26 protein-coding genes, 2 tRNA genes and 1 other RNA gene are annotated in these 23676 nt (G+C 65.7%); 20 read left to right on the top strand and 9 right to left on the bottom strand.

The features are described 5' to 3' along the window. The first annotated feature begins 20 nt into the window (after positions 1-20). The 16 genes from bchL (at position 21) to fumC (ending at position 13238) form a co-directional block, all read left to right on the top strand. A complete protein-coding gene (bchL, locus tag ACFSM0_RS06215) occupies positions 21-923 on the top strand; it encodes a ferredoxin:protochlorophyllide reductase (ATP-dependent) iron-sulfur ATP-binding protein (RefSeq protein ID WP_097068827.1) in 903 nt (300 codons plus the stop codon). A 1-nt stretch (position 924) separates the two neighbouring features. Further along, positions 925-1599, top strand: coding sequence for a magnesium protoporphyrin IX methyltransferase (gene bchM, locus ACFSM0_RS06220; protein WP_377388379.1), 675 nt, complete (start codon positions 925-927; stop codon positions 1597-1599). Further along, the gene (locus tag ACFSM0_RS06225; protein ID WP_097068151.1) at positions 1596-3029 is read left to right on the top strand and encodes a PucC family protein; all 1434 of its coding nucleotides are present in this window, start codon (positions 1596-1598) and stop codon (positions 3027-3029) included. The genes bchM and ACFSM0_RS06225 overlap by 4 nt, the downstream gene beginning before the upstream one ends. 15 nt (positions 3030-3044) lie before the next feature. Beyond that, entirely contained in the window at positions 3045-3812 is a 768-nt protein-coding gene (gene puhA, locus ACFSM0_RS06230) for a photosynthetic reaction center subunit H (RefSeq protein ID WP_377388381.1), read from the top strand. A gap of 70 nt (positions 3813-3882) precedes the next feature. Then, positions 3883-4536: a photosynthetic complex putative assembly protein PuhB gene (gene puhB, locus ACFSM0_RS06235; RefSeq protein WP_377388383.1), complete on the top strand. Its 654-nt coding sequence runs from the start codon at positions 3883-3885 to the stop codon at positions 4534-4536. Between the two features lie 10 nt (positions 4537-4546). Next, positions 4547-5029 (top strand): photosynthetic complex assembly protein PuhC, encoded by a 483-nt coding sequence (gene puhC / locus ACFSM0_RS06240; protein WP_377388385.1) that lies wholly within the window; start codon positions 4547-4549, stop codon positions 5027-5029. A 169-nt stretch (positions 5030-5198) separates the two neighbouring features. Then, a complete protein-coding gene (gene puhE / locus ACFSM0_RS06245) occupies positions 5199-6113 on the top strand; it encodes a putative photosynthetic complex assembly protein PuhE (protein ID WP_377388387.1) in 915 nt (304 codons plus the stop codon). 256 nt (positions 6114-6369) lie between these two features. Then, positions 6370-6876 (top strand): lysozyme inhibitor LprI family protein, encoded by a 507-nt coding sequence (locus tag ACFSM0_RS06250; protein WP_377388389.1) that lies wholly within the window; start codon positions 6370-6372, stop codon positions 6874-6876. Between the two features lie 24 nt (positions 6877-6900). Further along, entirely contained in the window at positions 6901-7383 is a 483-nt protein-coding gene (locus tag ACFSM0_RS06255) for a NifB/NifX family molybdenum-iron cluster-binding protein (protein WP_377388391.1), read from the top strand. A gap of 42 nt (positions 7384-7425) precedes the next feature. Beyond that, entirely contained in the window at positions 7426-8748 is a 1323-nt protein-coding gene (locus tag ACFSM0_RS06260; protein ID WP_377388393.1) for an ABC1 kinase family protein, read from the top strand. Between the two features lie 99 nt (positions 8749-8847). Continuing rightward, positions 8848-9201, top strand: a transfer-messenger RNA (tmRNA) gene (gene ssrA / locus ACFSM0_RS06265). 109 nt (positions 9202-9310) lie between these two features. Continuing rightward, a complete protein-coding gene (locus ACFSM0_RS06270) occupies positions 9311-10063 on the top strand; it encodes a phytochelatin synthase family protein (RefSeq protein WP_377388395.1) in 753 nt (250 codons plus the stop codon). A 63-nt stretch (positions 10064-10126) separates the two neighbouring features. Continuing rightward, a complete protein-coding gene (locus tag ACFSM0_RS06275) occupies positions 10127-10552 on the top strand; it encodes an ester cyclase (protein WP_377388397.1) in 426 nt (141 codons plus the stop codon). 119 nt (positions 10553-10671) lie between these two features. Next, complete coding sequence (locus tag ACFSM0_RS06280; protein WP_377388399.1) at positions 10672-11139, top strand: SspB family protein; 468 nt, start codon at positions 10672-10674, stop codon at positions 11137-11139. Between the two features lie 24 nt (positions 11140-11163). Beyond that, positions 11164-11745 (top strand): hypothetical protein, encoded by a 582-nt coding sequence (locus ACFSM0_RS06285; protein WP_377388401.1) that lies wholly within the window; start codon positions 11164-11166, stop codon positions 11743-11745. A 98-nt stretch (positions 11746-11843) separates the two neighbouring features. Next, the gene (fumC, locus tag ACFSM0_RS06290) at positions 11844-13238 is read left to right on the top strand and encodes a class II fumarate hydratase (protein ID WP_377388403.1); all 1395 of its coding nucleotides are present in this window, start codon (positions 11844-11846) and stop codon (positions 13236-13238) included. A 207-nt stretch (positions 13239-13445) separates the two neighbouring features. On the opposite strand, the gene ACFSM0_RS06295 is transcribed toward fumC, so the two are convergent. After that, positions 13446-13889 (bottom strand): GNAT family N-acetyltransferase, encoded by a 444-nt coding sequence (locus ACFSM0_RS06295; RefSeq protein WP_377388404.1) that lies wholly within the window; start codon positions 13887-13889, stop codon positions 13446-13448. A gap of 111 nt (positions 13890-14000) precedes the next feature. Between ACFSM0_RS06295 and ACFSM0_RS06300 the strand changes: the two genes are divergently transcribed. Together ACFSM0_RS06300 and ACFSM0_RS06305 are read left to right on the top strand one after the other, a co-directional pair. Next, positions 14001-14195: a DUF4169 family protein gene (locus ACFSM0_RS06300; RefSeq protein ID WP_377388406.1), complete on the top strand. Its 195-nt coding sequence runs from the start codon at positions 14001-14003 to the stop codon at positions 14193-14195. Next, positions 14192-14425, top strand: a complete 234-nt coding sequence (locus tag ACFSM0_RS06305) for a ribbon-helix-helix domain-containing protein (protein WP_377388408.1) — start codon at positions 14192-14194, stop codon at positions 14423-14425. The genes ACFSM0_RS06300 and ACFSM0_RS06305 overlap by 4 nt, the downstream gene beginning before the upstream one ends. Here ACFSM0_RS06305 and olsA read toward each other — a convergent pair. From olsA to ACFSM0_RS06320, 3 genes are all read right to left on the bottom strand, one after another. Further along, on the bottom strand, positions 14392-15249 hold the full coding sequence (olsA, locus tag ACFSM0_RS06310; protein WP_377388410.1) for a lyso-ornithine lipid O-acyltransferase: 858 nt from the start codon (positions 15247-15249) through the stop codon (positions 14392-14394). The genes ACFSM0_RS06305 and olsA overlap by 34 nt on opposite strands. Before the next feature lie 10 nt (positions 15250-15259). Further along, a complete protein-coding gene (gene olsB / locus ACFSM0_RS06315) occupies positions 15260-16045 on the bottom strand; it encodes an L-ornithine N(alpha)-acyltransferase (RefSeq protein WP_377388412.1) in 786 nt (261 codons plus the stop codon). 135 nt (positions 16046-16180) lie between these two features. Beyond that, positions 16181-16360 carry a DUF3553 domain-containing protein gene (locus ACFSM0_RS06320; RefSeq protein WP_377388929.1) on the bottom strand — a complete coding sequence of 60 codons (180 nt, stop codon included), beginning with the start codon at positions 16358-16360 and terminating at the stop codon, positions 16181-16183. 25 nt (positions 16361-16385) lie between these two features. On the opposite strand from ACFSM0_RS06320, the gene ACFSM0_RS06325 reads away from it, so the two are divergent. Then, positions 16386-17015, top strand: coding sequence for a histidine phosphotransferase family protein (locus ACFSM0_RS06325; RefSeq protein ID WP_377388414.1), 630 nt, complete (start codon positions 16386-16388; stop codon positions 17013-17015). A gap of 78 nt (positions 17016-17093) precedes the next feature. Here ACFSM0_RS06325 and ACFSM0_RS06330 read toward each other — a convergent pair whose 3' ends face one another. The 5 genes from ACFSM0_RS06330 to ACFSM0_RS06350 all read right to left on the bottom strand — a co-directional run bounded on the left by ACFSM0_RS06330 (position 17094) and on the right by ACFSM0_RS06350 (position 22423). Continuing rightward, the gene (locus ACFSM0_RS06330) at positions 17094-18359 is read right to left on the bottom strand and encodes a glutamate-5-semialdehyde dehydrogenase (RefSeq protein WP_377388931.1); all 1266 of its coding nucleotides are present in this window, start codon (positions 18357-18359) and stop codon (positions 17094-17096) included. Positions 18360-18425: 66 nt separating this feature from the next. Continuing rightward, a tRNA-Asp gene (locus ACFSM0_RS06335) sits at positions 18426-18502 on the bottom strand. 121 nt (positions 18503-18623) lie between these two features. Further along, positions 18624-18700, bottom strand: a tRNA-Asp gene (locus ACFSM0_RS06340). A 130-nt stretch (positions 18701-18830) separates the two neighbouring features. Next, positions 18831-19823: a sugar-binding transcriptional regulator gene (locus ACFSM0_RS06345; protein WP_377388416.1), complete on the bottom strand. Its 993-nt coding sequence runs from the start codon at positions 19821-19823 to the stop codon at positions 18831-18833. After that, the gene (locus ACFSM0_RS06350) at positions 19820-22423 is read right to left on the bottom strand and encodes a putative bifunctional diguanylate cyclase/phosphodiesterase (RefSeq protein ID WP_377388418.1); all 2604 of its coding nucleotides are present in this window, start codon (positions 22421-22423) and stop codon (positions 19820-19822) included. Before ACFSM0_RS06350 ends, ACFSM0_RS06345 begins: the two co-directional genes overlap by 4 nt. A 189-nt stretch (positions 22424-22612) precedes the next feature. Here ACFSM0_RS06350 and ACFSM0_RS06355 point away from each other — a divergent pair, with 189 nt between their 5' ends. Beyond that, a complete protein-coding gene (locus ACFSM0_RS06355; protein ID WP_377388420.1) occupies positions 22613-23647 on the top strand; it encodes an NAD-dependent epimerase/dehydratase family protein in 1035 nt (344 codons plus the stop codon). The last annotated feature ends 29 nt before the right edge of the window (positions 23648-23676 follow it).

Raw genomic sequence — 23676 nt, forward strand, 5'->3', positions numbered from 1 at the left:
ATTACGAAAAGGAGGGCCGCATGAGCCCGCGCGACGACATACCCGACCTCACCGGCCTTGATGGCGAAGGCTCCGTGCAGGTGCATGAAAACGAAAACCTCGATGTTGGCGGCGCGAAGGTCTTTTCGGTCTATGGCAAGGGGGGGATCGGCAAGTCGACCACCTCCTCGAACCTCTCGGCGGCGTTCTCGCTTCTGGGCAAACGCGTGCTGCAGATCGGCTGCGACCCGAAGCATGACAGCACCTTCACGCTCACCGGCCGGCTGCAGGAAACGGTGATCGACATCCTCAAGTCGGTGAACTTCCACCCGGAAGAACTGCGCCCCGAGGATTTCGTCACCGAGGGCTTCAACGGGGTGATGTGCGTGGAGGCGGGCGGCCCGCCCGCGGGCACCGGCTGCGGCGGCTATGTCGTTGGCCAGACGGTGAAACTGCTCCGCCAGCACCATATGCTCGAAGATACCGATGTGGTGGTGTTCGACGTGCTGGGCGATGTGGTCTGCGGCGGTTTTGCCGCGCCCCTGCAACACGCCGACCGCGCGCTGATCGTCACGGCGAACGATTTCGACAGCATCTACGCGATGAACCGCATCATCGCCGCGGTGCAGGCGAAATCGGTCAACTACAAGGTGCGGCTTGCGGGCTGCATCGCCAACCGCTCGCGCGAGACGAACGAGGTGGACCGCTATTGCGAGGCCGCCAATTTCAAACGCATCGCCCACATGCCGGACCTCGACTCGATCCGCCGCTCGCGGCTCAAAAAGCGCACGCTTTTCGAGATGGACGATGCCGAGGACGTGGTGCAGGCGCGCGCCGAATATATCCGCCTCGCCGAGACGCTGTTGCGCTCGGTCGATGAGCCCGGACTGACCCCCGAGCCGCTGACGGACCGCCATATCTTCGAACTGCTGGGATTTGACTGACATGGCCAACGACTACGCAGCCATCCGCGACCGCGTCGAACACTATTTCGACCGGACCGCGACGCGCGCATGGGAGAGACTGACGCAATCGGATGCGAAGGTCTCCAAGGTGCGCCAGACCGTGCGCGAGGGACGCGACCGGATGCGCGCGATCATGCTCTCGCGGCTCCCCGAAGATCTGAACGGCTGCCGCGTGCTCGACGCGGGCTGTGGCACCGGGCTGATGACGGCAGAGCTTGCCAAACGCGGCGCCGAGGTGGTGGCGGTCGATATCTCGCCGCAGCTCATTTCGGTGGCGCAAGACCGGCTCGACCCGGCGCTGCGCGAAAAGGTCACCTTCATGGCGGGCGACATGACCGACCCGGCCCTGGGCCAGTTCGATTACGTCGTGGCGATGGACAGCCTGATCTATTACCGCGCCCCCGACATCGGCGCGATCCTCACCAACCTCGGCGCGCGCACCCAAAGTGCGATCGTCTTCACCGTGGCGCCAAAAACGCCGTTCCTGATGGCGTTCTGGGGCGTGGGCAAGCTTTTCCCGCGCTCGAACCGCTCGCCGGTGATGATCCCGCATGCGCTCGACAAGCTGCAACGCCACGCCGGCGACAGCCTGATGAAAATCGACCGCGTGGTGAAGGGCTTCTACATTTCCGAGTGCCTGGAGTATCGGCCATGATCCTCAGCCGCCGCATGATCGGTTCGCTTGCCAAAACCTGGATGCCCTTTGCCGAGGCGGCCTCGGCGGAGCTTCCGCTCAAGCAACTCATGCGGCTCTCGCTTTTTCAGATCTCGGTCGGCATGGCGCAGGTGCTTTTGCTCGGCACGCTGAACCGGGTGATGATCGTCGAGATGGGGGTTCCGGCGCTGGTCGTGGCGCTGATGATCTCGATCCCGGTGCTCGTCGCGCCGTTCCGGGCCGTGCTCGGCCACCGCTCGGACACGCACCGCTCGGCGATCGGCTGGAAGCGCGTGCCCTACCTCTGGTTTGGCTCGCTGTGGCAGATGGGCGGGCTCGCGCTGATGCCTTTTGCGCTGATTCTGCTCTCGGGCGATCAGACCATGGGCCCGGACTGGGCGGGCGAGGTCTTCGCGGCCATCGCCTTCCTGATGGCGGGGCTCGGCATGCATATGACGCAGACGGCGGGCCTCGCGCTTGCCGCCGACCGCGCCACCGAAGAGACGCGCCCGCGCGTGGTGGCGCTGCTTTATGTCATGTTCCTCGTCGGCATGGGCATCTCGGCGATCGTCGTGGGCTTCTTTTTGCGCGATTTCGACCAGATGACGCTTATTCGCGTGGTGCAGGCCTGCGGCGCAATGACGCTGGTTCTGAACGTCATCGCGCTTTGGAAGCAAGAGGTTATCCGCCCGATGACAAAGGCGGAAAGGGAGGCGCCGCGGCAAACCTTCCGCGAAGCCTGGGGCCTTCTGGCGGCCGAAAGTGGCGCGATGCGGCTTCTTGCCGTGGTGATGATCGGGACACTTGGGTTCAATATGCAAGATGTGTTGCTTGAACCCTATGGTGGACAGGTGCTTGGACTGCCCGTCAGCATGACGACCTTGCTCACCGCAAGCTGGAGCTTCGGTGCGCTGATCGGATTCATCTGGTCTGCCCGGCGCCTCTCGCAAGGGGCGACGGCGCACCGTCTTGCCGCGCGCGGCATCCTGATCGGCATCGTGGCCTTTACCGCGGTGCTGTTCTCGGCGCTGTTCGAAAGCAAGATCATGTTCTTTGCTGCCGCCTGGGGCATTGGCTTGGGCAGCGGCACATTCGGAATTGCCACGCTGACCGTGGCGATGATGGTCATCGTGCGGGGTGCCTCCGGCATCGCGCTCGGGGCCTGGGGTGCGGCGCAGGCCACGGCGGCGGGGCTTGCGGTGTTCTTTGGCGGGGCGCTGCGCGACCTCGTTGCGCACGCCGCCTCGGCGGGCTACCTCGGGGCGCTCGACAGCCCGGCGCTCGGCTATTCGGTGGTCTATGCCATCGAAATCGGACTTCTCTTCACTACTCTTGCCGTGCTCGGGCCGCTGGCCCGCCCCGGCAGCCTGTTCCCCAAGAAACCGGAGACCGGCGAGGCGCGGATCGGCCTTGCCGAATTTCCAACCTGACAAAGGAGGACCATCATGGTCGGTGTCAATTTCTTCGGAGATTTCGATCTCGCCAGTCTCGCGATCTGGTCGTTCTGGGCGTTTCTCGCCTACCTGATCTACTACCTCCAGACCGAAAACATGCGTGAAGGCTACCCGCTCGAGAACGACGACGGGGCCGTTGCCGTGAACCAGGGCCCGTTCCCGGTGCCCTCGCCGAAAACCTTCCTGCTCGCCAACGGCACCACCGTGACGGTTCCCTCGGTCGAGAACGAGGAAGCCCACCGCCGCACCGATCTGGCGCTGGAACGCACCTCGGCCAACGAAGGCTACCCCTTCCGCCCGACGGGCGACCCGATGAAAGACGGCGTGGGCCCGGCCTCCTGGGTGCCGCGGCGCGACGAGCCGGAAATGGACGCCCATGGCGAACCGAAAATCAAGCCGATGCGCAATGTTGCCGGCATGATGGTTTCGGCTGGCCGTGATCCGCGCGGTCTTCCGGTGCAAGCGGGCGATACCGAAGTGGTCGGCAAGGTCACCGAGATGTGGGTCGACGTGCCCGAACAACTCGGCCGCTATCTCGAGATCGAACTGAACTCGGGCAAGAAGAAACTGATCCCGATGACGCTTCTGCGCATCTGGTCGGACCGCGTTCGCGTGAACGCGATTACCTCTGACCTGTTCGACGGCATCCCGGATGTGAAGTCGTTCGACCAAGTCACCAAGCTCGAAGAAGAAAAGATCTGCGCTTACGTTGCCGGCGGCTACATGTATGCCAAGGGCCGTCAGCCTTTCGCGATCTGATCTGAGGCGTGCTTACGGGAACGGCGCGCGCCCGCGCCGTTCCGCCTGACTGCTGGACGGAGGGTCTGAGATGTCAGACCATGATTTCGACTTTGAACCACAGCCGGGGATCCCGGCCCCTCTGCCCGAGGGCGAGGAAATCCTCTGGCAGGGCAAGCCCGAGATGTGGGCCCTGGCCCGCGAGGCCTTCAAGATCCGCTGGGTCACCGGGTACATGGTGGCGCTGGCGCTGTGGCGGGCGTTTGTGATCTGGACCGAGAGCGGTCTGGCCAAGGCACTGCCGACGCTTGTTCTGTATCTGATGTTTGCGGTGGGCACCTATCTGCTGGTGCTGCTTCTGGCCTATGTGCAGGCCCGCGCGACGATCTACACCCTCACCTCGGCACGTGCGATCCTGCGGGTCGGCGCTGCCTTGCAGGTGACATTCACCGTGCCCTACAAGATCATCGAAGTGGCCGCGCTGGGCCTGCAAAAGCGCTCGAAGCAAGGCATCGGCACGCTTGCGCTGCAAGTGCCCGATGACATGCGGCTCTCTTATACCGTGCTCTGGCCCTCTGCGCGGCCCTGGCACATCCGTCACCCGCAGCCCGCGTTCCGCTGCATTCCCGAGGCGGAGCGTGTCGCCCGCATCCTTGCCGAGGCGGCACAGGCAAAGCTGAACGAACCCGAGCTGACCCGCACCCCCGTGGCGGGTGCGGCAGCCGGTCTGGCACCGGCAGAATGAGGCGCTGATAATGGCACAACATCCCGTTTCCGCCCGCCCCGGCACGCCGGGCAAGGACACAGAGAAAAGCAAGGAGATGATCCCCCTTGCGATGGTGCGTGCGATGATTGGCGCGGCGCTCTTGTCGCTCGCCATCGTCGGATATTCGGTCGCCACCGGGCGCCCGCATGTGGGCGTGCCCGATACTGCCAAAGTGCTCGCGGAGCGCTCGGTGATCCTTGAAGACGTCAATTCGCAGCATGTGATCGTGCGCAACCCCGATGGCTCCGTGCTCGTCGACATGCCCGACGGCGGCTTTGTCAATGTGGTTGGCGCGGCGGTCAAACGCACCCGCGTGGTGCAACGGATCGCGGGCAACCCGCCGATTCGCATCGTGCGCTATGAGAACGGCCGGATTTCCGCCGAAGATCCCGCCACGGGCTGGTCTGCCGAGCTTTATGCCTTCGGCCCCGACAGCAAGGCCGCTTTCGAGCGCCTGCTCGACATGAACTGAGGAGGGCCGGGAAGATGTCCAGCAAGGGTTCTTCTCGGCTTTTCTCCCGCGCTGCGGCCAATGGGTCTGCGCGCGGGCACCAGGCTACCGCCCCCGAGGCGGTTTGGATCGGGGTGATGGGCGCGTCCCCCGGTCCCGCGCGGCGCCCCCTTAACGGGGGGTGCCGCGCATGACCAATCCGTGGCTCGTTACGCTTTCGACCGTGTTCATCTGGTGGTTTTCCACCGGCGCGATCCTGTGGCGGGTGCGCCGCGCCGACCTTGAGGGCCGGGGCGCGCATCAGCTTTCGGTCGTGCTTGGCCTGCCGCTTCTGATTTTCGGGTTCCTCTATCTGCACCGCTCCTCGGATGACACCACGGTGCAGGGCGCCCATATCGCCTTTCTTGCGGCGCTCTCGGTCTGGGGCTGGTTTGAGCTTGCCTTCCTCTCCGGCGTCGTGGCCGGGCCGAATCGGCTGCCCTGCCCCGAAGGCGCCTCGATGAGCGAGCGGTTCGTGCGCGCCACCGGCACGATCCTGTGGCACGAGCTCGCCCTGCTGGCGGCAATGATCGCCTGCACGGTGATCGTCTCCGACAACGAGAACCGGATCGGCCTTCTGACCTTCGGCATTCTTTACACCGCGCGGATCTCGGCCAAGCTGAACCTGTTCCTCGGCGTGCCGCGGATCAATGTGCAGTTTCTGCCCTCGCCGCTCGCGCACCTTGCCAGCCACTTCAAGCTGGCGCGGATGAACTTCCTGTTCCCGGTCTCGGTCACGGTGCTCACCTTTGCCGCCGGCTGCTTTCTCGAACGCGCGATCTCGGCGGAAAGCGATGCCGGCTTCATCGGCCATGTGCTGATTGCGGTGCTGACGCTCCTGGCGCTGCTGGAGCACTGGTTCATGGTGCTGCCGCTCCCGGATCAAAAGCTCTGGACCTGGATGCTGCCCACCGCCGTCACCGAGCGCAACCGCGCCCGTGCCCGTGCCGCCCGGCGCGCCGAGCGCGAAAAATCCGGCCCGCTTTCCGGCACGATTGCCGTTGCCGGCGCCTCGGCGGCCACCGCCGTGCCGATCCTGCGGCGCCCCCCCCGCGGCGGCAAATAAGCTCTCTCTTCTGCGCGTCGCCGCTCCTGCCCCGCGTCTCGCCACGAGAACGTGAGCGAAACGGTGCCAAAGCGCCGCAGCGGCTACGTGATAAGATCACAGACCCCGCGGCCGCTCGGGTCCATGGTCCCCCTGCCCGGATCGCCGCCTCCCCCGCATGAGTCGCGTTGCGCGCCGGGCCTCCCCCGAATGGCTCCGGGGCCGCGTTCCTGCTGCCCGGGCCATTCCTGTCTGTCACTCGGCCAAGGACCCGACGATGCCTGCGAAACCCGTTGCCCTTGCGGCGCTCCTGATCGCGCCCGTTCTCCCCTTTGCGCCCGCGGCGCAGGCCGGCAGTGCCGACCCGACCGCCGATTGTTATGCCGCCGCCAGCACCGAGGCCGAGCGCGCCGCCTGCATCGGGCTGAGCTCCACCCAGTGCCGCAAGCGCCTGCGCAGCCCGCAAGTCACCGATCTGGCGATGTGCATGAACGAGGAAATCTCGTGGTGGCGCGCCCGGCTCAAGACGGCGGAAGAGGCGATGCACACCCGCGCCGCAGAGCGCGACAAACCCTATGAAAAGCAGATCGCGGCCGGGGCCGCGCGGATGACCGACGATCTCGACAAGATGATCGCCGCCTGGAACAGCTGGGAGCAGATGCGCTGCAACTTCGACTCGATGTTCTACCGCTCTTCGCCCAAGCGCATGGTGAATGCGCAGGAATGCCATCTGCGCGAGACCGCCAAGCAGGTGATCCTGCTCGAAACCTCTGCCGCACGCTGACCCTCAGGAATTCTAGGAACAACCATGCGTATTGCTGTTGCCTCGCAAAACTTCCGCACCATCACCGGCCACGCCGGCAAGACCCGCCGCTTTCTCGTTTATGAGGCCGGGCCGGGCCAGCCGATCACCGAGGTGGATCGGCTCGATCTGCCGAAGGAAATGTCGATCCATGAATTTCAGGGCGCAGGCGCCCATCCGCTCGATGCGATGACAGCGGTGATCGCGGGCTCCGCGGGCCAAGGCTTTACCGCCCGGATGGCGTCGCGCGGGGTGCTCGCGGTCGTCACCGAAGAACCCGACCCGCGCACCGCGGTGGCGGCGCTGGTCGAGCGGTTCGCGCGGAGGGAAGACCTGCCGCAGATGCCCGATCTGCGCGGCAACGCTCCCGCGCATCACCACCACCATCCCCGCGATCACGATCACGGGGCGGGCGGGTGCGGCTGCAGTCACGACGACAATGACCACACGCCGGCACAGGGGCATGGCGGCTGCTCTTGCAACCACTGATCCCGCCCCTATCTGAGCCAAAATACCTCTGAAGGACGCAAGATGACCGAGCGCAAGTTCGAATCCCGGGCGCTTGCCGTGCCCTCCTCGCGGCTGTCGCGGCTGGCAAAACTGGGCGGCCTTGGCGCCACGCTCGCGGGCTCGGTCGCGGCGGGGGGCGCGCGGCAACTTGCGCGCGGCGCAAAGCCCAACATGAGCGAGCTTCTGATGACGCCCGCCAATGCCCGCAAGGTGGCCGACAAGCTGGCGCAGATGCGCGGCGCCGCGATGAAGGTGGGGCAGTTGATGTCGATGGATGCGGGCGACATGCTGCCGCCCGAACTCGCCGATATTCTCGCCCGCCTGCGCGCCGAGGCGCATCACATGCCGGGGCCGCAGCTCAAGAAGGTGCTCACCGCCGCATGGGGCCCGGACTGGCTCAACCGGTTCCAGAAATTCGAGGTGCGCCCGATTGCCGCCGCCTCGATCGGGCAGGTGCACCGCGCGCAAACCCGCGACGGGCGCGACCTCGCGATCAAGGTGCAATATCCGGGCGTGCGCCGCTCGATCGACAGCGATGTCGACAATGTCGCCGGGCTGATGCGGCTCGCGGGCATGGTGCCAAAGGAGATCGACATCGCGCCGATGATCGCAGAGGCAAAGCGCCAGTTGCATGAAGAGGCCGATTACGAGCGCGAGGGCAAATATCTCGACCTCTTCGGCCAGCTGCTCGCAGATCGTCCCGAGTTCCGCGTGCCGGAGCTGCATGCCGATCTCACCACCCGCGAAGTGCTGGCGATGAGCTTCCTTGAGGGCCAGCCGATCGAGGTGCTCGAAGCGGCGCCGCAAGACGAGCGCGACCGGGTGATGCGGCTGATCATCGAGCTGATTTTCTCCGAGCTCTTCACTTTCCAGCTGATGCAAACCGACCCGAATTTCGCTAATTTCCGCTACGATCGGGCGACGGGCCGCATCATCTTGCTCGATTTCGGCGCCACCCGCGCCTTCGACACCGCCTTTGCCGAGCGCTACCGCGCGCTGCTGCGCGCCGGGCTCGCGGGCGATCACACCGGCATCCGCAGGGCGGCGCGCGAGATCGGCTTTCTCAGCGACGGCATGCCCGCGGCGCTGGAAGAGGCGATGCTCGGCATGTTCCTGATGTCACTCGAACCCCTGCGCCACGCGGGCGACTTCGACTTCGGCGCGAATGATCTGGCGCTCAGGATGCGCGATGCCGGCATGGCGATGTCGGAGCAGCGCGCGCATATGCGCATCCCGCCGATGGACACGCTGTTTTTGCAACGCAAATTTGGCGGCGTCTATCTGCTGGCCACCAAAATGCGCGCCCGCGTCAACCTGCGCGCGCTGATCGAGCCCCATCTCTGACTCTCCCCCGCCCCCCTTCGACTTTGAAAAAATATCCCGGGGGGTCCGGGGGGCAGCGCCCCCCGGCGGGTCGTCCCTGCCCTGCCGGGGCGAAACAGCCCCCTTGCAGCCGCGCCCCCCCCGCCCTATCTTGATGCTGTCCGGGGCAACCCGGACTATGGGCATAAACGCGCACGGAATAAGCGGATCGGACCCGGGGGCGGTACCCGGCGGCTCCACCAAATCCCTCGTTGGGGGCATCTGGGGCCGAAACAGGATCGACGAACGTGTAAAGGTGATTGCTTTGTCCCGGTGAGCTACCACCGTTATCGGTGCAAATTGTACAGTTGCCAACGACAACCGTGCTCCGGTCGCTCTGGCTGCGTAAGCAGCTCGGGTAACCGAAACCTAAAGTCCTAACGCTTAGCCGCTTTAGGCGGGGCTCGCAGGTGCCTGGCAACAGAAACCTGCACCTTTCTCAGGCAGTTCTCCCGATCTCCCCAAGCCTGCGGCATGGCGCGGCCGCTTTGCGCTTGCGCTCCCCATGCCCCGCCCCCACCCTGCCGCAGAACGATCGGAGATCATGATGAAATACGCTCTCGCCTTTGCCACCGCCCTTGTCGCCGCTGCCCCCGCCCTTGCCGAAGATACCCCCTTGCCGAAGCTTGGCCCCAATGCCGTGCCGATCAGCGTCGATCACGCCTATCTGACCGAGGCACCGGCGCCCGATTTCTGGGCCATTTTCCCCTTCGTGAAGCCCCAGTTCACCTCTTCGGCCTGCGGCGTCGCCTCGATCACCGCCGCCGTCACCGCACTCGCCGGCCTGCCGCCGCATGCCGAGGACACGGTGATCCGCCAGCCCGAGCTGCTCGAAAAGGTCGGCGATGCACATTGGACCGCGATCTCCGCCGAGGAGGGCGACGGGATCATGTTCGACGAGCTTTCGCTCTATGCCGGCAAGGCCGCCGAGGCGATGGGCCTCAAGGTGACGATTGACAGCTTCCACCCCGGCGCGCCCGGTGCAATGCCCGAGGCGGCAGCGCTCACGGAGCTCCGGGCCCGCCTTGCCGCCAATGAAGCCTCGGCCAACGATGTGACGATGGTCTATTTCAATCAGGGCGTTGTCACCGGCGACTGGGACGGGCCGCATGTCTCGCTGATCGGCGCCTATGATGCGCGCCGCGACCGGGTTCTGATTCTCGAGGTCGATCAGGAGTGGTATATCCCCTACTGGACCCCGGTGCCGGTCCTGCTCACCGCGATCACCCGCCCCGCGCCGGACGATCAGGGCGTGCTCAAGGGCCAGACCGGCGGTCTGGTGCGGCTGTCGCGCTGAGCCTCGTTAACCGCGTCTCAAGGCTTCGCGCAGAAACTGGAGCGACCTCACGGAGACGACAAAATGGGCAAGCTCGATATCCTGCGCGATTGGTATGATCGCGTATGGATCGCTGGCGATCTGAATGCGATCAGCGACTTCTTTCCTCGCGACGCAGAGGCCGATGGCATCATGCCCGGCCTCTCGCTCGCACCGCGCGATTTCGCCGAATTCATCCCCTTGATGCGCAGTCTGGTCACCGATCTGCGCTATGACGTGCTGCGCCACGCCGAGACCGATGAATGGCTCTGGGCGCTGTTGCGCTTTCATGGCACCACGCGGCGCAGCGCTCAGCCGATCGACGTGGCCTCGCATGTCGCGGTGCGCTTTGCCGGCGGCCGTTTTGCCGAAGCCTACAACATGACCGACATGATCACGTTCTTCGAGCAGATCGGCGCGCTCCCCGAGCAGGCGACCGCGCTTTGCCTGATGGGAGAGCAATTGCGCTGAACCTTGGGCGTCCGCCCCGCCCGGCGCGGACGCACTTGCCGCAGCCCCCCAAGCCTGCCGCGTTCCCCCTTTCCTTGCCCGGCAAATCCCCTATGCTGTGCGCAAAGGAAAGGGTCCCCATGACGCGTACGATTGACTACGGCACTCTCATGCATCGCGCGATGCGCGGCCTCATCCAGACCGTGCTGAACGAGGTGGCCGAGCATGGCCTGCCCGGCGCGCATCACTTCTTCATCACCTTCGACACCCGCGCGCCGAAGGTGGAAATCGCGGATTGGCTGAAATCTCGCTACCCCGAAGAGATGACCATTGTGATCCAGCACTGGTTCGAGAATCTCACCGTCACGAGCGAGGGATTCGGCATCACGCTCAACTTCGGCAACCAGCCCGAACCGCTCTGGATTCCCTTCGATGCGGTGCACACTTTCGTCGACCCTTCGGTGGAATTCGGCCTGCGCTTCGAATCGCAAGACAGCGACGAAGACGATGAGGAGGAAGCCGAGGAGGCATTCGAGATCACCGAGGAGAGCGCCGACAAGCCGCGCCCCGAGGCGGAGGTGGTCAGCCTCGACAAGTTTCGCAAATAACCTTCCAAAACAACGGCCAAACCGATGTTCAATTTCCTCAAACCACACCAGACTGTCGCCGTCACCGCACATCTTCCCACCTGCCTGACCCCCGAGGAGCGCGCCGCACGCTATGATGCCCCGGTGCAGGAGGCGCTCGCCTCCTGGGGCGTGGGCCGCGTAACCGCAGGCGCCTCGCAGATGGATGGCACCGGGCGGGTGACGGGCTGCACCCTCGAAATGGAGATCAAGGGGCTCGACAAAAAGCTCCTCGACCGGCTGGTGCCGCATTTCGAGTCGCTCGGAGCGCCGAAGGGCTCGTGGTTTGCCGACACGACGGGCAAAGAGCTGCGCCGCTTCGGCTCGACCGAGGTGCTGGTGCTTGAGCTGGACACCGCCGGGCTCGACCCCGCCGTGAAGGCCGCACATTCGACCGACGAGCTTCTGGAGCGGATCAAGCACAAGATCAGCTCGGGCGGGCGCTTCATGGGCGAACGCGCCTTTGACAAGACCACCGAGCTTTATTTCCACTGCCGCGCGGTGCGCAATGTGGAAGCGGCGCTGGCCGAACTGCTGACCGACCACCCGCTGTGCGCCAATGCGCGCGTGTTCCGGCTCGCCGCCTGAGCAGGGCCCCCGTTCTGGCGGTATACCTCCGCATACCAATTGCCAAATCCCTCCCGCGGTTCTAGAACCGCGGGAGATTTCGCATCAGGGAGGCCCACATGACTGCCACCAGAACCGAGACCGACAGCTTCGGTCCGCTCGAAGTTCCCGCCGACAAATACTGGGGCGCACAAACGCAGCGCTCGATCATGAATTTTCCGATCGGCTGGGAGCGCCAGCCGGTGCCGATCATCCGCGCGCTTGGCGTGATCAAGAAGGCCGCCGCCCTCGTCAACAAGGCGCAGGGCGACATGACGCCCGAGATCGCCGATGCCATCGTTGCCGCCGCGACCGAGGTGATCGAGGGCAAGTTTGATGACAACTTCCCGCTTGTCGTGTGGCAAACCGGCTCCGGCACGCAATCGAACATGAACGCAAACGAGGTGATCTCGAACCGCGCCATCGAGATGCTGGGCGGCCAGATGGGCTCGAAAAAGCCCGTCCACCCGAACGACCATTGCAACATGGGGCAATCGTCAAACGACACCTTCCCCACCGCGATGCATGTGGCGATTGCTTGTCATGCACGCGATGTGCTGATCCCGGGCCTCGAAAAGCTCTCCAAAGCGCTCTGGGCCAAGTCCGAAGAGTTCAAGGACATCATCAAGATCGGCCGGACCCATACGCAAGATGCCACGCCGCTCACGCTCGGGCAGGAATTCTCGGGCTATGCGACGCAGGTGGACCGCGGCATCGAACGGGTGAAGCTCGCCCTCACCCATATTTATGAACTTGCCCAAGGCGGCACCGCGGTCGGCACCGGGCTGAACACCAAGGTGGGCTGGGACAAACGCATCGCCGCGCAGATCGCCGAGATCACCGGGCTGCCCTTCGTCACCGCGCCGAACAAATTCGAGGCGCTCGCCGCGCATGATGCGATGGTGTTCTTCTCGGGCGCGCTGAAAACCGTGGCCGCGAGCCTCTTCAAGATCGCCAATGACATGCGGCTTCTGGGCTCGGGCCCGCGCTCGGGGCTGGGCGAGCTGATCCTGCCCGAAAACGAGCCCGGCTCCTCGATCATGCCCGGCAAGGTCAACCCGACGCAGGCAGAGGCTCTCACCATGGTCTGCGCGCATGTGATGGGCAATGACGCGGCGGTGGGCTTTGCCGGCAGCCAGGGCCATTTCGAGCTCAACGTCTACAACCCGATGATGAGCTACAATGTGCTGCAATCGATGCAGCTTCTGGGCGACTCGGCCTCGGCCTTCACCGACAACATGGTGGTGGGCACCAAGGCCAATACCGCGCGCATCGACAAGCTGATGAAGGAGAGCCTGATGCTGGTCACAGCACTCGCCCCGACCATCGGCTACGATGCCGCGACCAAGGTGGCAAAGACCGCGCACAAGAACGGCACGACGCTGCGCGAAGAGGCGATCGCGCTCGGCTATGTCGATGGCGAAACCTTCGACCGCATCGTGCGCCCGGAAGACATGATCGGCCCCAAAGGCTGATCTGACCCGCATGTCTCGCAAGGGCGGCTTTCGGGCCGCCCTGTGCCTGCGCGCGAGGGGGGCTCTGCCCCCCGCTACGCTCCCCCCGGGATATTTGCGCAAAGTCGAAGGCAAAGAGGTCTGGCCTTCGACTTTGTGCAAATATCCTCGGGGGGTGAATGCGGCGCAGCCGCAGAGGGGGGCAGACAGCCCCCCGGCCCGCGCACCTCAGGGCGCCACGGCATAAAGGATGAACCCCGAGGCGGGGGCGTAGCTGTCATAAAGCCTGCGCGCGGGCGCATTGGTCTCGGCGGTGAGCCAGCGCACAGAATCGAACCCGCGCGCCCTGGCGAAGGCGCGCACATGGTCGATGAGGGCCCGCCCCACCCCCTGCCCGCGCGCCTCGGGCACGGTGTAGAGATCGCTCAGATAGACCACCATCGCGCCTGAAAGCGCGCGGTGCATCAGCGAATAATGCACGAGCCCGAGCGCCCGTCCCGCCCCGTCGCGTGCAAGATCGGCCCAGTAGGGCTCGGGATCAGAGCGAATCCAGTCCCAGACCTGCGGCTCGGCGGCGCGGGCATCGGTGTGGTAAAAATCGGCATAGGCGCGAAACAGCGCCTCCCAGTCTTCGCGATCCGCCTCGGTCACGGGGGAAATGGTCAGGGTCATGGCGCGCTCCTTTGTGCCATCGAACCGCAGGCGAGCGGCACAGACAAGCGCGCAAAGCGGACACCCGCTGCGCGGATTGCACAGCTTGGCGCGCCGTGCGATGCTGTGCCTATGGCAGAGATCGTCAACCTCAACCGTTTCCGCAAGAGCGCCGCCAAGGCCGAGGCCCGGGCCGCGGCCGATGCCAATGCCGCCAAATTCGGCCGCACCAAGGCGCAGAAAAAACTTGAGGAGGCGCAGGCCGAACGGGCGCGCACCACGCTGGAGGGGGCGCGGCGCGACACCCCTGACCGCCCCCCGGAATGAGCCCGCCCCGCAAGCATTCGCTGACGCTTGGCGGCCACCGCACCTCGGTTTCGCTCGAGGATGAATTCTGGAAAGGCTTCAAGGAGATGGCCGAGGCGCGCGGGCTCGGCATCAACGCGCTTGCAAGCGAGATCGACGCCGCCCGCGGGCAGGAAACCGGGCTCGCCACGGCGATCCGTCTCGCCGTTCTGGCCTTTTACCGCGACGGCTCTGCGCGCGCGAGCGCCTGATCGAGCCCGGCCCGCACCTGGCGCTCACAGGCCGCCGCAAGCTCCTTGCGCGACGGAAAGGCCGCGACATCGAGCGGATCGTGGAACACCACCTCGATCGCGCCCTGCCGCGGCGCCGCCAGAACCTTCACCAGATGCGGGCCAAAGCCCATGTCCCGCCACCAGCCGTAATAGCGCGGGTCCTCGCCTGCGGGCGCGTGGTAGACCACGCTCACCGGCTGGATCTGCATCACCTTGTCGAGCCCGTGGGTGTAGAAAGCCTGAAACAGCGTCGTCTTGAACGGCAGCAGGCGGCGGCCATCGGTCGAGGTGCCTTCCGGGAAGAACAGCAGATGATGCCCCGCCCGCAGCCGCCCCTCGAACAGCGCCTGCTGCGCCTTTGCCTCGCGCGGATCGCGGCGGATGAAAACCGTGCCCGTCGCCTGCGCCAGCCAGCCGATGAAGGGCCAGCGCGCCACCTCTGCCTTGGAGACAAAATAGACCTGCTGGCAGGCGTTGAGCGCGAAAATATCAAGCCAGGACGAGTGGTTCGCCACCACCGCGCCGATATGGCGCATCGGCCGCCCCTGCACGCGGTAGCGGATGCCCATGAGCGCGAGGCACATCCGGCAAACGGCGGTGGTGATCGCGGGCGTCCAGGGGCGCGCGGCGCCATGGAGCGGGCGCTCGATCAGCCGCAGCGCCAGCAAGAGCCCGAGCCCGAGGAGCAACACCGCGACCATCGCCGCCCCGCGCAGCACGAGCCGAAGCCCCCCCGCGCTTGAAAGCGGCGGCATCTGTGGCGGCTCATCGCCGATCCAGACCGGGCCTGCGGGGTCGCTCATGCCCGCCCCCTCATCCGCGCCCCTCGGCGCGACGCGTATAAAACTCGCGGTGCTTTTCCGACATCGCCTGCGTGTCCATCAAAAGGAGCACATCGGTGGTGTTGAAGGGCCGGTCGACATAGGCGCCCTCGCCCACAAAGCCCCCCAGCCGCAGATAGGCCTTGATCAGGTTCGGCATCTGCTCCATCGCCGCGCGGCGATCAAGGTCCACCTCGGGCACCAGATCCATACTTTGAAAATGTTCGGCGCAGGCGCGCGGGCGCAGCCCTTCGGGCGCGAGATGGTGATGGTGCAGCCACGCCAGCGGCTCTTTCAGCGCCGCGACATCGGTGCCGTGAAAGGAGGCCACGCCAAACAGGATCTCGATGTCATGCGCAATCACGTAATCGGCGAGCGCGTTCCACAGCATCAGCATTGCCGCACCGCCGCGATGGTCGGGATGCACACAGGAGCGGCCCAGCTCCAAAAGCCGCCGCCCACAGGCGCGCAGCGGGCTCAGATCATATTCCGCATCGCAATAAAACCGCCCGATCTCTGCGGCGCGATCCGAGCGCAAAAGCCGGTAAGCCCCCACCACCCGCGCCAGATCGCCCTCTTCCTTGTTCGGGTCGAGCAGCACGAGATGATCGTAAAGCGGGTCGAATTCATCCGTTTCGAGCCGGTTTTCATGATCCACAAGCGGGCCGGAGCCGCCAAGCTCCTCCACGAAGACCTGATAGCGCAGCCGCTGCGAGGCGCGGATATCGGACGCGTCGCGCGTAATTCGGGTTTCATAGGCTAGCGGGGCAACCGCCATCTTGTCCGCCTTTCTGTTTGCGCCGATTTAAGCGGCCCGGCGCGCACGATCAATGCCCGATGGCCGCCCGCGCGCTTTCGTCGTCGCGCCAGCATGCCGGGCCTGTTAACCCTGCCTCAACCTGTTAACCTTTTGTCAACCTTGCCCTTCGATAACGAGAGACAACTGAACCCGCCGCCCGTCGATCACCTGCTTGCCCGCATGCTCAAAATTGACCGTCACCTTGTCGCCAATGCGCGACTGCACCTGCCCAAGGCCCCAGTCGGGGGCCTGCGGATTGCGGACCATCATCCCCGGTTCGAGAAATTCGTTCATCCTGCCCCCAATCGGGAAATCTGAAATGCCCCACGACACTTCGTTGACCGTCTCCATCGACACCACCAGCCTCGAGGCCGATCTCGTGGCGCTGGTCGGCTCGCGACTCTGCCATGATCTTATCAGCCCTTTGGGGGCGATCGGCAACGGGGTGGAGCTGCTTTCAATGTCGGGGATGGCCGCAAGCCCGGAGGTGCAGCTGATTTCCGAGGCCGTTGCGGCGGCAAATGCGCGCATCAAATTCTTCCGCATCGCTTTTGGTCAGGCCTCGGCGGATCAGCGCCTCGGCACGCCCGAGATCCTCTCCGTGCTCGACGAAATGTCGCGCGGCGGGCGGCTCAAATATCACTGGCTTGCCGCGGGCGATCATCCGCGCCGGCTGGTGAAACTGGTGTTCCTCGGGCTTTTGTGCCTCGAACCCGCGCTCCCCTGGGGCGGCGAGGTGGTGATCCGCGAAGAGGGCGGCGAGTGGCGGCTTCTGGCAGAAACGAAGCGCACCAAACCCGATGCCGAGCTCTGGTCGCGGCTCTCGGGCAGCCTTGTCACGGTGAGCCCGGCACAGGTGCAATTTGCGCTTTTGCCGCGCGAAGCGGGCCACCAGGGCCGCCGCATCAGCTGGGATGTGGCCGAAACGAGCGCCCAGATCCTGTTCTGACCGCCCCGGCGCGGGAAGCGGGGGCTGCCGCCCCCGCCCTTTTGGCCCGCCAAGGGCCCCTTCAGGAACGGCCCTTCATCAGGAGCGAATCGTGCCGTTGCCGCGCACGATATACTTGAAGGAGGTGAGCTGTTCGGCGCCCACCGGGCCGCGCGCATGCAGCTTGCCGGTGGCGATGCCGATCTCTGCGCCCATGCCGAACTCCCCGCCATCGGCAAATTGCGTCGAGGCGTTGCGCATCAGAATCGCCGAATCGAGCCGCTCGAAGAACCGTGCCGCGGTGGCATCATCCTCGGTCAGAATCGATTCGGTGTGGCTTGAGCCATAGCGGCGGATATGCGCGATCGCGCCATCCACCCCGTCGACAAGCTTTGCCGCACAGATCATGTCGAGGAATTCGCGCCCGAAATCGTCGGGTTGCGCGCGCACCGTGCCCGGAACATGGGCCAGATCCGCGCTCACCCGCATCTCCACGCCCGCATCGCGCAGATCTTCCACCAGCACCGCGCCATATTGGGCATAAAACGCCCGGTCGATCAGCAGGCATTCCATCGCGCCGCAAATCCCCGTGCGCCGGGTCTTGGCGTTCAGCACCACGGCGCGCGCCTTCTCAAGATCGGCGGCGCCATCGGCGTAGATATGGCAGATCCCTTCGAGATGGGCAAAAACCGGCACCCGCGCCTCGGCCTGCACAAGGCCCACAAGCCCTTTGCCGCCCCTCGGCACGATCACGTCGATATGGGCCACCGCGCGCAGCATCTCTGCCACCGCCGCGCGCTCACGCGTCGGCACAAGCTGGATCGCGGCCTCCGGCAGGCCGGTCGCCTTGAGCCCCGCCACCATGCAGGCATGGATCGCACGCGAGGAATGAAAGCTCTCCGAGCCGCCGCGCAAGATCACGGCATTGCCCGCTTTCAGGCACAGCGCGCCCGCATCCGCCGTCACATTGGGACGCGATTCGTAGATCACGCCAATCACCCCGAGAGGCGTGCGCACGCGCTGGATATGGAGCCCGGTCGGGCGATCCCATTCGGCGATCACTTCCCCCACCGGATCACGCTGCGCAGCCACCGCGCGCAGGCTCTCCACAATCCCCGCAATGCGGCTTTCATCGAGCTTGAGCCGGTCCATCATGGCGGGGCTGAGCCCCTTGTCACGGCCAAAGGCGAGATCTTCGGCATTGGCGGCAAGGATCTCCGCCTGCTGCGCCAAAACCGCATCGGCGGCCGCCAAGAGCGCCGCCTCTTTGCGGGCTGGCGGCGCATAGGCAAGCTCCGCCGCCGCGTCGCGTGCCGCCACGCCCATCCGGTCGATCAGGGTTTTTGCATCCGTCTCATCAAGCATCATCAGCCCTCCGTCGCCTCGCGTGATACGCGAGCGGGGCGAATGCGTCCAGCAGGGATGAGAAAGTGGCGCGGTTGACGGGGCTCGAACCCGCGACCCCCGGCGTGACAGGCCGGTACTCTAACCAACTGAGCTACAACCGCGCGATGACGGGCTGATTAGCGGCTGGCAGAGAAGCCGTCAAGCGCGAAACCAAAATACCGCGCCGCCCCCCCCACGGGGCAAAACCAAAGGCCCCCGCCGTGAGGCAGGGGCCTTGGAAAGTGGCGCGGTTGACGGGGCTCGAACCCGCGACCCCCGGCGTGACAGGCCGGTACTCTAACCAACTGAGCTACAACCGCGCATTTCTCCCGGACCGTGGCCCGGGCGTGCGCTGGCTTCTACGCATCCCGTGCGCCCCCGTCAAGCACAGAAGCACGAAATCGTGCGATTTCCTGCGCCCCTGTCCGGCGTTGTCTCCGGCGCACGCGCTCACTCGATCAAGAGCGCGTATTTCCCCCGGGCCTCGGGGGCGAGAAGGGCCACGGCGGTGTGGCTGTCGGTGATCAGCTCCTGCACCAGTCCCCCGCGCAGCGCGGCGCGGATCGGGCCGACTTTCGCCGCCCCGCCGGCCAGGGCAACCAGCCGGTGACGGGAAAACTCCTTCGGTTCAGGCGACAGCGTGCACCGGGCCAGCCGGGTCTCAAGCTCCCGCCCTTCCCCGTCAAAGAACCGCCCCAGCACCTCACATTCGGCGCCAAGCCCGGCAAGCTCCTCAAGCCCGCTCTGCGGCAGCATGCCGGTTCTGATCAGCTGATGCTCGGCGGAGACGCCGCCAATGCCCACGACCCACAGATCCGCCTCCTGCATCAGCGCGATCACCCGGGCCACCATCGGCAGCGCCATCAACTCGGCGCGCTCCTCGGGGCTCGACACATAAAGCGTTACGGGCAACGGAAAGGCCTGCGCACCAAAACGCTGCGCCAGATGGTTCATCACCGCATGTGGATATGCGGTATGGGCGGGCGTCAAATCTCCGGCAAGGGAAACGAAACGCAAGCCCGGCGCCCGGATCTCGGGCAGTTGCCGCGCCATCGCGGCAAGGGTGCGCCCATGCGTCAGCCCCACGATTTTCGGCGCCGCGTGGGATTGCACGAGCCGGGTGAGCCAGCGCGCCGCCGTGGCGGCGAGGGCGGGCCGCGGATCGCCTTCCCCGGGGCCAAGCGGCGCCAGATGCACCGCGCGCAACCCGAACGTATCGCGCAACTCTTGCGAGAGCTGGCGCATCAGCCGCGCCCCGTTCGCGCCCCCCGGCAGTGCCACCGCCTGCGCCATTCCGGCTTCAAGAAGCGCGTTCACCCGCACCACGGACAGCCCAAGCCGCCAACCGATCTCTTCCGCGCTGAGCCCGCCGGTTTCATAAAGCCAGCGCGCCCGCGATTCGGGCGTGTCGGGGCGGCCGAGTCGATGCGGGGGGGAGGTCATGCGAGGCCCTCCCTGCAAATGTCGGGCGCGGAACGCGGCGCCAGGGCGGCACCCTCCGACAGGTAAAGCGCCTCGAACTGGGCCCGATCAACCGGGCGCCCCAGCAAAAAGCCCTGCATCATCGTGCATCCCTCGGCGCGGAGGATTTCGAATTGCGCCTCGGTTTCCACCCCTTCGGCAATCGCCTTCAGCCCAAGCGCCCGCGCCATCGCCAAAATCGCCCGCACGATCGCCAGCGCACGCTCGGGCGCGGGGCCATCGAGCGCGCAGACGAAGGAGCGGTCAATCTTCAACTCGGTGACAGGCAGATCCTGAAGCGCGCCCAGCGCAGACTGACCGGTGCCGAAATCATCGACAGAAATGCGATATCCCGCCGCTTCCAGCCGGCGCAGGTTGCGCTGGCGCGCTGCCACGGGCTGGGCGATCCCGGTTTCGGTCAGCTCGATCATCACCTGCTGCGGCAGCAGCCCCGCCTGCGCCAGTTCTTCGGCCAGATCGGCGCGATGCGGATCATCGAGCGTGGCAGCATTGAGGTTGACCGCAACAGGGAGGGTGATGCCGCGCGCCGCCCAGCCCGCCAGCATGGCACCTGCAAGCCGCATCACATCCCGGTCGATCGCACAAACGAGCCCGTCCACCTCCGCCACCGGGATGAACTCGCCCGGCGAGACCGGACCAAGCTCGGCATCCGTGAGCCGCAGCAACGCCTCTGCCCCCGCAAGCCGCACCGCTACCCCCGCCACCCTCCAGTGTCGCGCGGTCGGTTCGGGGACGACTTCGAACTTTGGTTGCAAGAACAGCTCGAACCGCCCCGCCTCCAGCGCGCGGTGCAAAGATTGGGCCACCGCGCTGCGCCGCTCGAACACGGAGCCGAGTTCGGCGGAGAACCGCGTGACGGTATTGCGCCCGCGCGCCTGAGACTGGTGCATCGCCATATCGGCGGTCCGCAGCAGCCTCTCTGCGCTTTCCCCACCGCAAGGCGAAAGGCTCACCCCGATCGAAGCGGTCAGGAAAAACTGCCGTTGCGGCAGATGCAAAGGCCGCGCAAAGGCGCGCACAATTTCCCAGCCGCGCGCCTCCGCGGCACGCGCCCCAACCCCGGGCAGCAGAATCACGAACTGCCCCTCGTTCACCCGCGCCAGCACCGCCCCCTCTGGCAGGCCGGTCTCGAGCCGCTTGGCCGCAAGCTTGATCACCTGCCCCGCAGTTTCATGGCCGAGCGTGTCATGGATGAGCCGGTAATTGTCAAATTCGATCGCCAGCACCGCAACCGCCCCATCCAGCACGCGCGCGCGCCGCAGGGTTTCCTCCAGCCGACGCATCAACAAGAACCGGTCCGGCAGGCCGGTCATCAAGTCATGCGTGGCAATGAAGCGGGCATTTTCGATCGAATATTCAAGCTGGCGCTGCAAATCAAAGAGCTGGGTGACATCGCTCAGTGACACAAGCTGGCGCGCCCGGAAGCTCGGGTCGGGCAGCGGAGCAATATCAACTTGCAGCACTTGCCGCTTGCCTGCGCGGCGCCGGTGCAAACGCAGCTGGCTGAAGCTCTCGGAATCCGCGAGCGCCTCCTCCAGCTCCTCTCGCCCCTCCTCGGGCGCCAGCAAAGCGACGACCGGCCAGCCGACACTCTCCTTCAGACCAAGCCCCAGCAGTGTGCCCGCCTCGGGGTTGCAAAAGACCACCTGCCCCGCGCTGTCGAGCACGATCTTGCCAGAGGGCAACACGTCCAGAAGATGCGCCAGACGCTCGCGCTCCTGCGCGAGGGAGGCCTCAAGCGACACATCTTCCAGCAACGACACGGCGGAAATCTCGATGTCGCAGCCAACCACCCGGCTGACCTCGCCGGTGAGGCGCCAGCGCACCGCCCGGCTGTGCGAGAGCACGCTGATCCATTCGCCATTGCGATGCCGCAACCGCGACAGGATCTGCACCGCTTCTCCCGCGCGCAACCGCGCCTGCACATCGGCGCGGTCAAACGCGGCAATATCGTCGGGGTGGCTCAGTTGCGCCCATTCCTCAAGCGAGAAATTTTCAAGCTCGTCCGCCGCATAGCCGATACGGGCCTTCCACAGCGCAGACACCTCCAGCCGGCGGTCCGGGTAGGTGAGGCTCCAGCATTGAGCGGGCGTTACCGCAACCCGTTCCAGCGCGCCGCGCGCCACGGCAAAAGCCGTATCGAGCCGCAAGAGCCAGCCAGAGCCGGGCGGATCGGCGGCGCCCACCTCAAGGCTGGTCAAAATCACCTCGGAATCGTCCGGTGCCCAGCGCATGCGCCCTTGCAGGCTCGCCCCCGGAAGCCCCGAAAGCGGGCCGCGCCGCACCGCGCCAGCGCGCGCGCCGCCCCCGCCCAGGGGCCAGTGCGCCAACTGCGGCACCCGCGCCGCCTGCGCGGCCAAAAAGGTGATCACCCGCGGCTGATCCGCTGGCACGAAAGCCTCGGCAAAGGCAGAAAGCGGCATCGGCGGCTCGTCGGCGGCGCCTTGCAGGATCACCGAGAGCCCCTCGGGCCCCGTGCAAAGCTGCCAGCCGAGCAGATCGGAGCCCGATCTTGCGCAGGCGCGCGGCACCAGATCACGAGGGCGGTTGTGCGTTCCCACGCTCTCTCCAATCGTTACTCTGTCACAAAAAGGTCTTTACGCTGTCAGGATACCAAGTTTTCACCCGGCAAGCGACAGTAAACGCCGCGTCAATAAACCTGAAGTTGCCCCCCTCTCCGCCCCGGTGCCCCGGCTTGCATCCGGGCTGAAACTGGCGGAGAAGCGGGGGAGCCAGCCAGGGAGCGCCCGATGACCCAGCCCACCGCCCAACCCGCCCGCACCGCGCTGGTCACCGGCGCGGCAGGTTTCATCGGCTATCACCTCGCGCAGGCGCTTCTGGCAGCGGGCTGGCGCGTGGTCGGGATCGACAATCTCAACGATTATTACGATGTCCGGCTGAAGCAGCGCCGTCAGGCAATGCTGCTGCAAAATCCGGGCTTTACCATCCTCAATGACGGGATCGAGGCGCCCGGCCGGATGATGGGGCTGTTTGAGGCGCATCGCCCCGATGTGGTGATCCATCTCGCGGCGCAGGCGGGCGTGCGCTACTCGATCGAGAACCCGCGCTCCTACCTGGAGAGCAATATCACCGGCACCTTCGAGATCCTGGAAGCCGCGCGCGCCTTTCCGCCCGCGCATATGCTTTTGGCCTCCACCTCCTCGGCCTACGGCGCCAATACCGTGATGCCCTATGCCGAGACGGCAAAGGCCGACCATCAGATGAGCTTTTACGCCGCCACCAAAAAGGCGACCGAATCGATGGCGCATTCCTATGCACATCTGTTTGGCCTGCCGGTGACGATGTTCCGCTTCTTCACAGTTTACGGGCCCTGGGGCCGGCCCGACATGGCGCTGTTCAAGTTCACCAAGGCGATCCTCGAGGGCCGCGCGATCGACGTGTATAACCACGGCGACATGAAGCGCGACTTTACCTATGTCACCGATCTCGTGGCCGCAATCATGCTGCTGATCGAGGCAGTGCCGGTGCGCCCCGAAGCGGGCGTGGTGGCAGACGGCGACAGCCTCTCCCCGGTGGCGCCGTTCCGGGTGGTGAATATCGGGAATTCGGAGCCGGTGCAGCTTGTCGATTACATCGCGGCAATCGAAGCGGCGACGGGCAAGCGGGCCACGCGCAACCTGATGGACATGCAGCCCGGCGACGTGCCCGCCACCTGGGCCGACACGACGCTGCTTGAGCGCCTCACCGGCTACACCCCCAAAACCCGCGTCCCCGAAGGGGTGCAGGCCTTTGTGGACTGGTATCGCGACTATTACGGAGTGTGACGACGCTGGCGCCACAGGCCCGCATCAGT

The organism is Rhodobacter lacus, from assembly GCF_042683065.1.
Lineage (GTDB): Bacteria > Pseudomonadota > Alphaproteobacteria > Rhodobacterales > Rhodobacteraceae > Rhodobacter > Rhodobacter lacus.

Bases quoted from the DNA above. Each gene is read 5' to 3' on its own strand.
- bchL (WP_097068827.1), top strand. From the start codon at position 21: ATGAGCCCGCGCGACGACATACCCGACCTCACCGGCCTTGATGGCGAA.
- bchM (WP_377388379.1), top strand. From the start codon at position 925: ATGGCCAACGACTACGCAGCCATCCGCGACCGCGTCGAACACTATTTC.
- ACFSM0_RS06225 (WP_097068151.1), top strand. From the start codon at position 1,596: ATGATCCTCAGCCGCCGCATGATCGGTTCGCTTGCCAAAACCTGGATG.
- puhA (WP_377388381.1), top strand. From the start codon at position 3,045: ATGGTCGGTGTCAATTTCTTCGGAGATTTCGATCTCGCCAGTCTCGCG.
- puhB (WP_377388383.1), top strand. From the start codon at position 3,883: ATGTCAGACCATGATTTCGACTTTGAACCACAGCCGGGGATCCCGGCC.
- puhC (WP_377388385.1), top strand. From the start codon at position 4,547: ATGGCACAACATCCCGTTTCCGCCCGCCCCGGCACGCCGGGCAAGGAC.
- puhE (WP_377388387.1), top strand. From the start codon at position 5,199: ATGACCAATCCGTGGCTCGTTACGCTTTCGACCGTGTTCATCTGGTGG.
- ACFSM0_RS06250 (WP_377388389.1), top strand. From the start codon at position 6,370: ATGCCTGCGAAACCCGTTGCCCTTGCGGCGCTCCTGATCGCGCCCGTT.
- ACFSM0_RS06255 (WP_377388391.1), top strand. From the start codon at position 6,901: ATGCGTATTGCTGTTGCCTCGCAAAACTTCCGCACCATCACCGGCCAC.
- ACFSM0_RS06260 (WP_377388393.1), top strand. From the start codon at position 7,426: ATGACCGAGCGCAAGTTCGAATCCCGGGCGCTTGCCGTGCCCTCCTCG.
- ACFSM0_RS06270 (WP_377388395.1), top strand. From the start codon at position 9,311: ATGATGAAATACGCTCTCGCCTTTGCCACCGCCCTTGTCGCCGCTGCC.
- ACFSM0_RS06275 (WP_377388397.1), top strand. From the start codon at position 10,127: ATGGGCAAGCTCGATATCCTGCGCGATTGGTATGATCGCGTATGGATC.
- ACFSM0_RS06280 (WP_377388399.1), top strand. From the start codon at position 10,672: ATGACGCGTACGATTGACTACGGCACTCTCATGCATCGCGCGATGCGC.
- ACFSM0_RS06285 (WP_377388401.1), top strand. From the start codon at position 11,164: ATGTTCAATTTCCTCAAACCACACCAGACTGTCGCCGTCACCGCACAT.
- fumC (WP_377388403.1), top strand. From the start codon at position 11,844: ATGACTGCCACCAGAACCGAGACCGACAGCTTCGGTCCGCTCGAAGTT.
- ACFSM0_RS06295 (WP_377388404.1), bottom strand. From the start codon at position 13,889: ATGACCCTGACCATTTCCCCCGTGACCGAGGCGGATCGCGAAGACTGG.
- ACFSM0_RS06300 (WP_377388406.1), top strand. From the start codon at position 14,001: ATGGCAGAGATCGTCAACCTCAACCGTTTCCGCAAGAGCGCCGCCAAG.
- ACFSM0_RS06305 (WP_377388408.1), top strand. From the start codon at position 14,192: ATGAGCCCGCCCCGCAAGCATTCGCTGACGCTTGGCGGCCACCGCACC.
- olsA (WP_377388410.1), bottom strand. From the start codon at position 15,249: ATGAGCGACCCCGCAGGCCCGGTCTGGATCGGCGATGAGCCGCCACAG.
- olsB (WP_377388412.1), bottom strand. From the start codon at position 16,045: ATGGCGGTTGCCCCGCTAGCCTATGAAACCCGAATTACGCGCGACGCG.
- ACFSM0_RS06320 (WP_377388929.1), bottom strand. From the start codon at position 16,360: ATGAACGAATTTCTCGAACCGGGGATGATGGTCCGCAATCCGCAGGCC.
- ACFSM0_RS06325 (WP_377388414.1), top strand. From the start codon at position 16,386: ATGCCCCACGACACTTCGTTGACCGTCTCCATCGACACCACCAGCCTC.
- ACFSM0_RS06330 (WP_377388931.1), bottom strand. From the start codon at position 18,359: ATGCTTGATGAGACGGATGCAAAAACCCTGATCGACCGGATGGGCGTG.
- ACFSM0_RS06345 (WP_377388416.1), bottom strand. From the start codon at position 19,823: ATGACCTCCCCCCCGCATCGACTCGGCCGCCCCGACACGCCCGAATCG.
- ACFSM0_RS06355 (WP_377388420.1), top strand. From the start codon at position 22,613: ATGACCCAGCCCACCGCCCAACCCGCCCGCACCGCGCTGGTCACCGGC.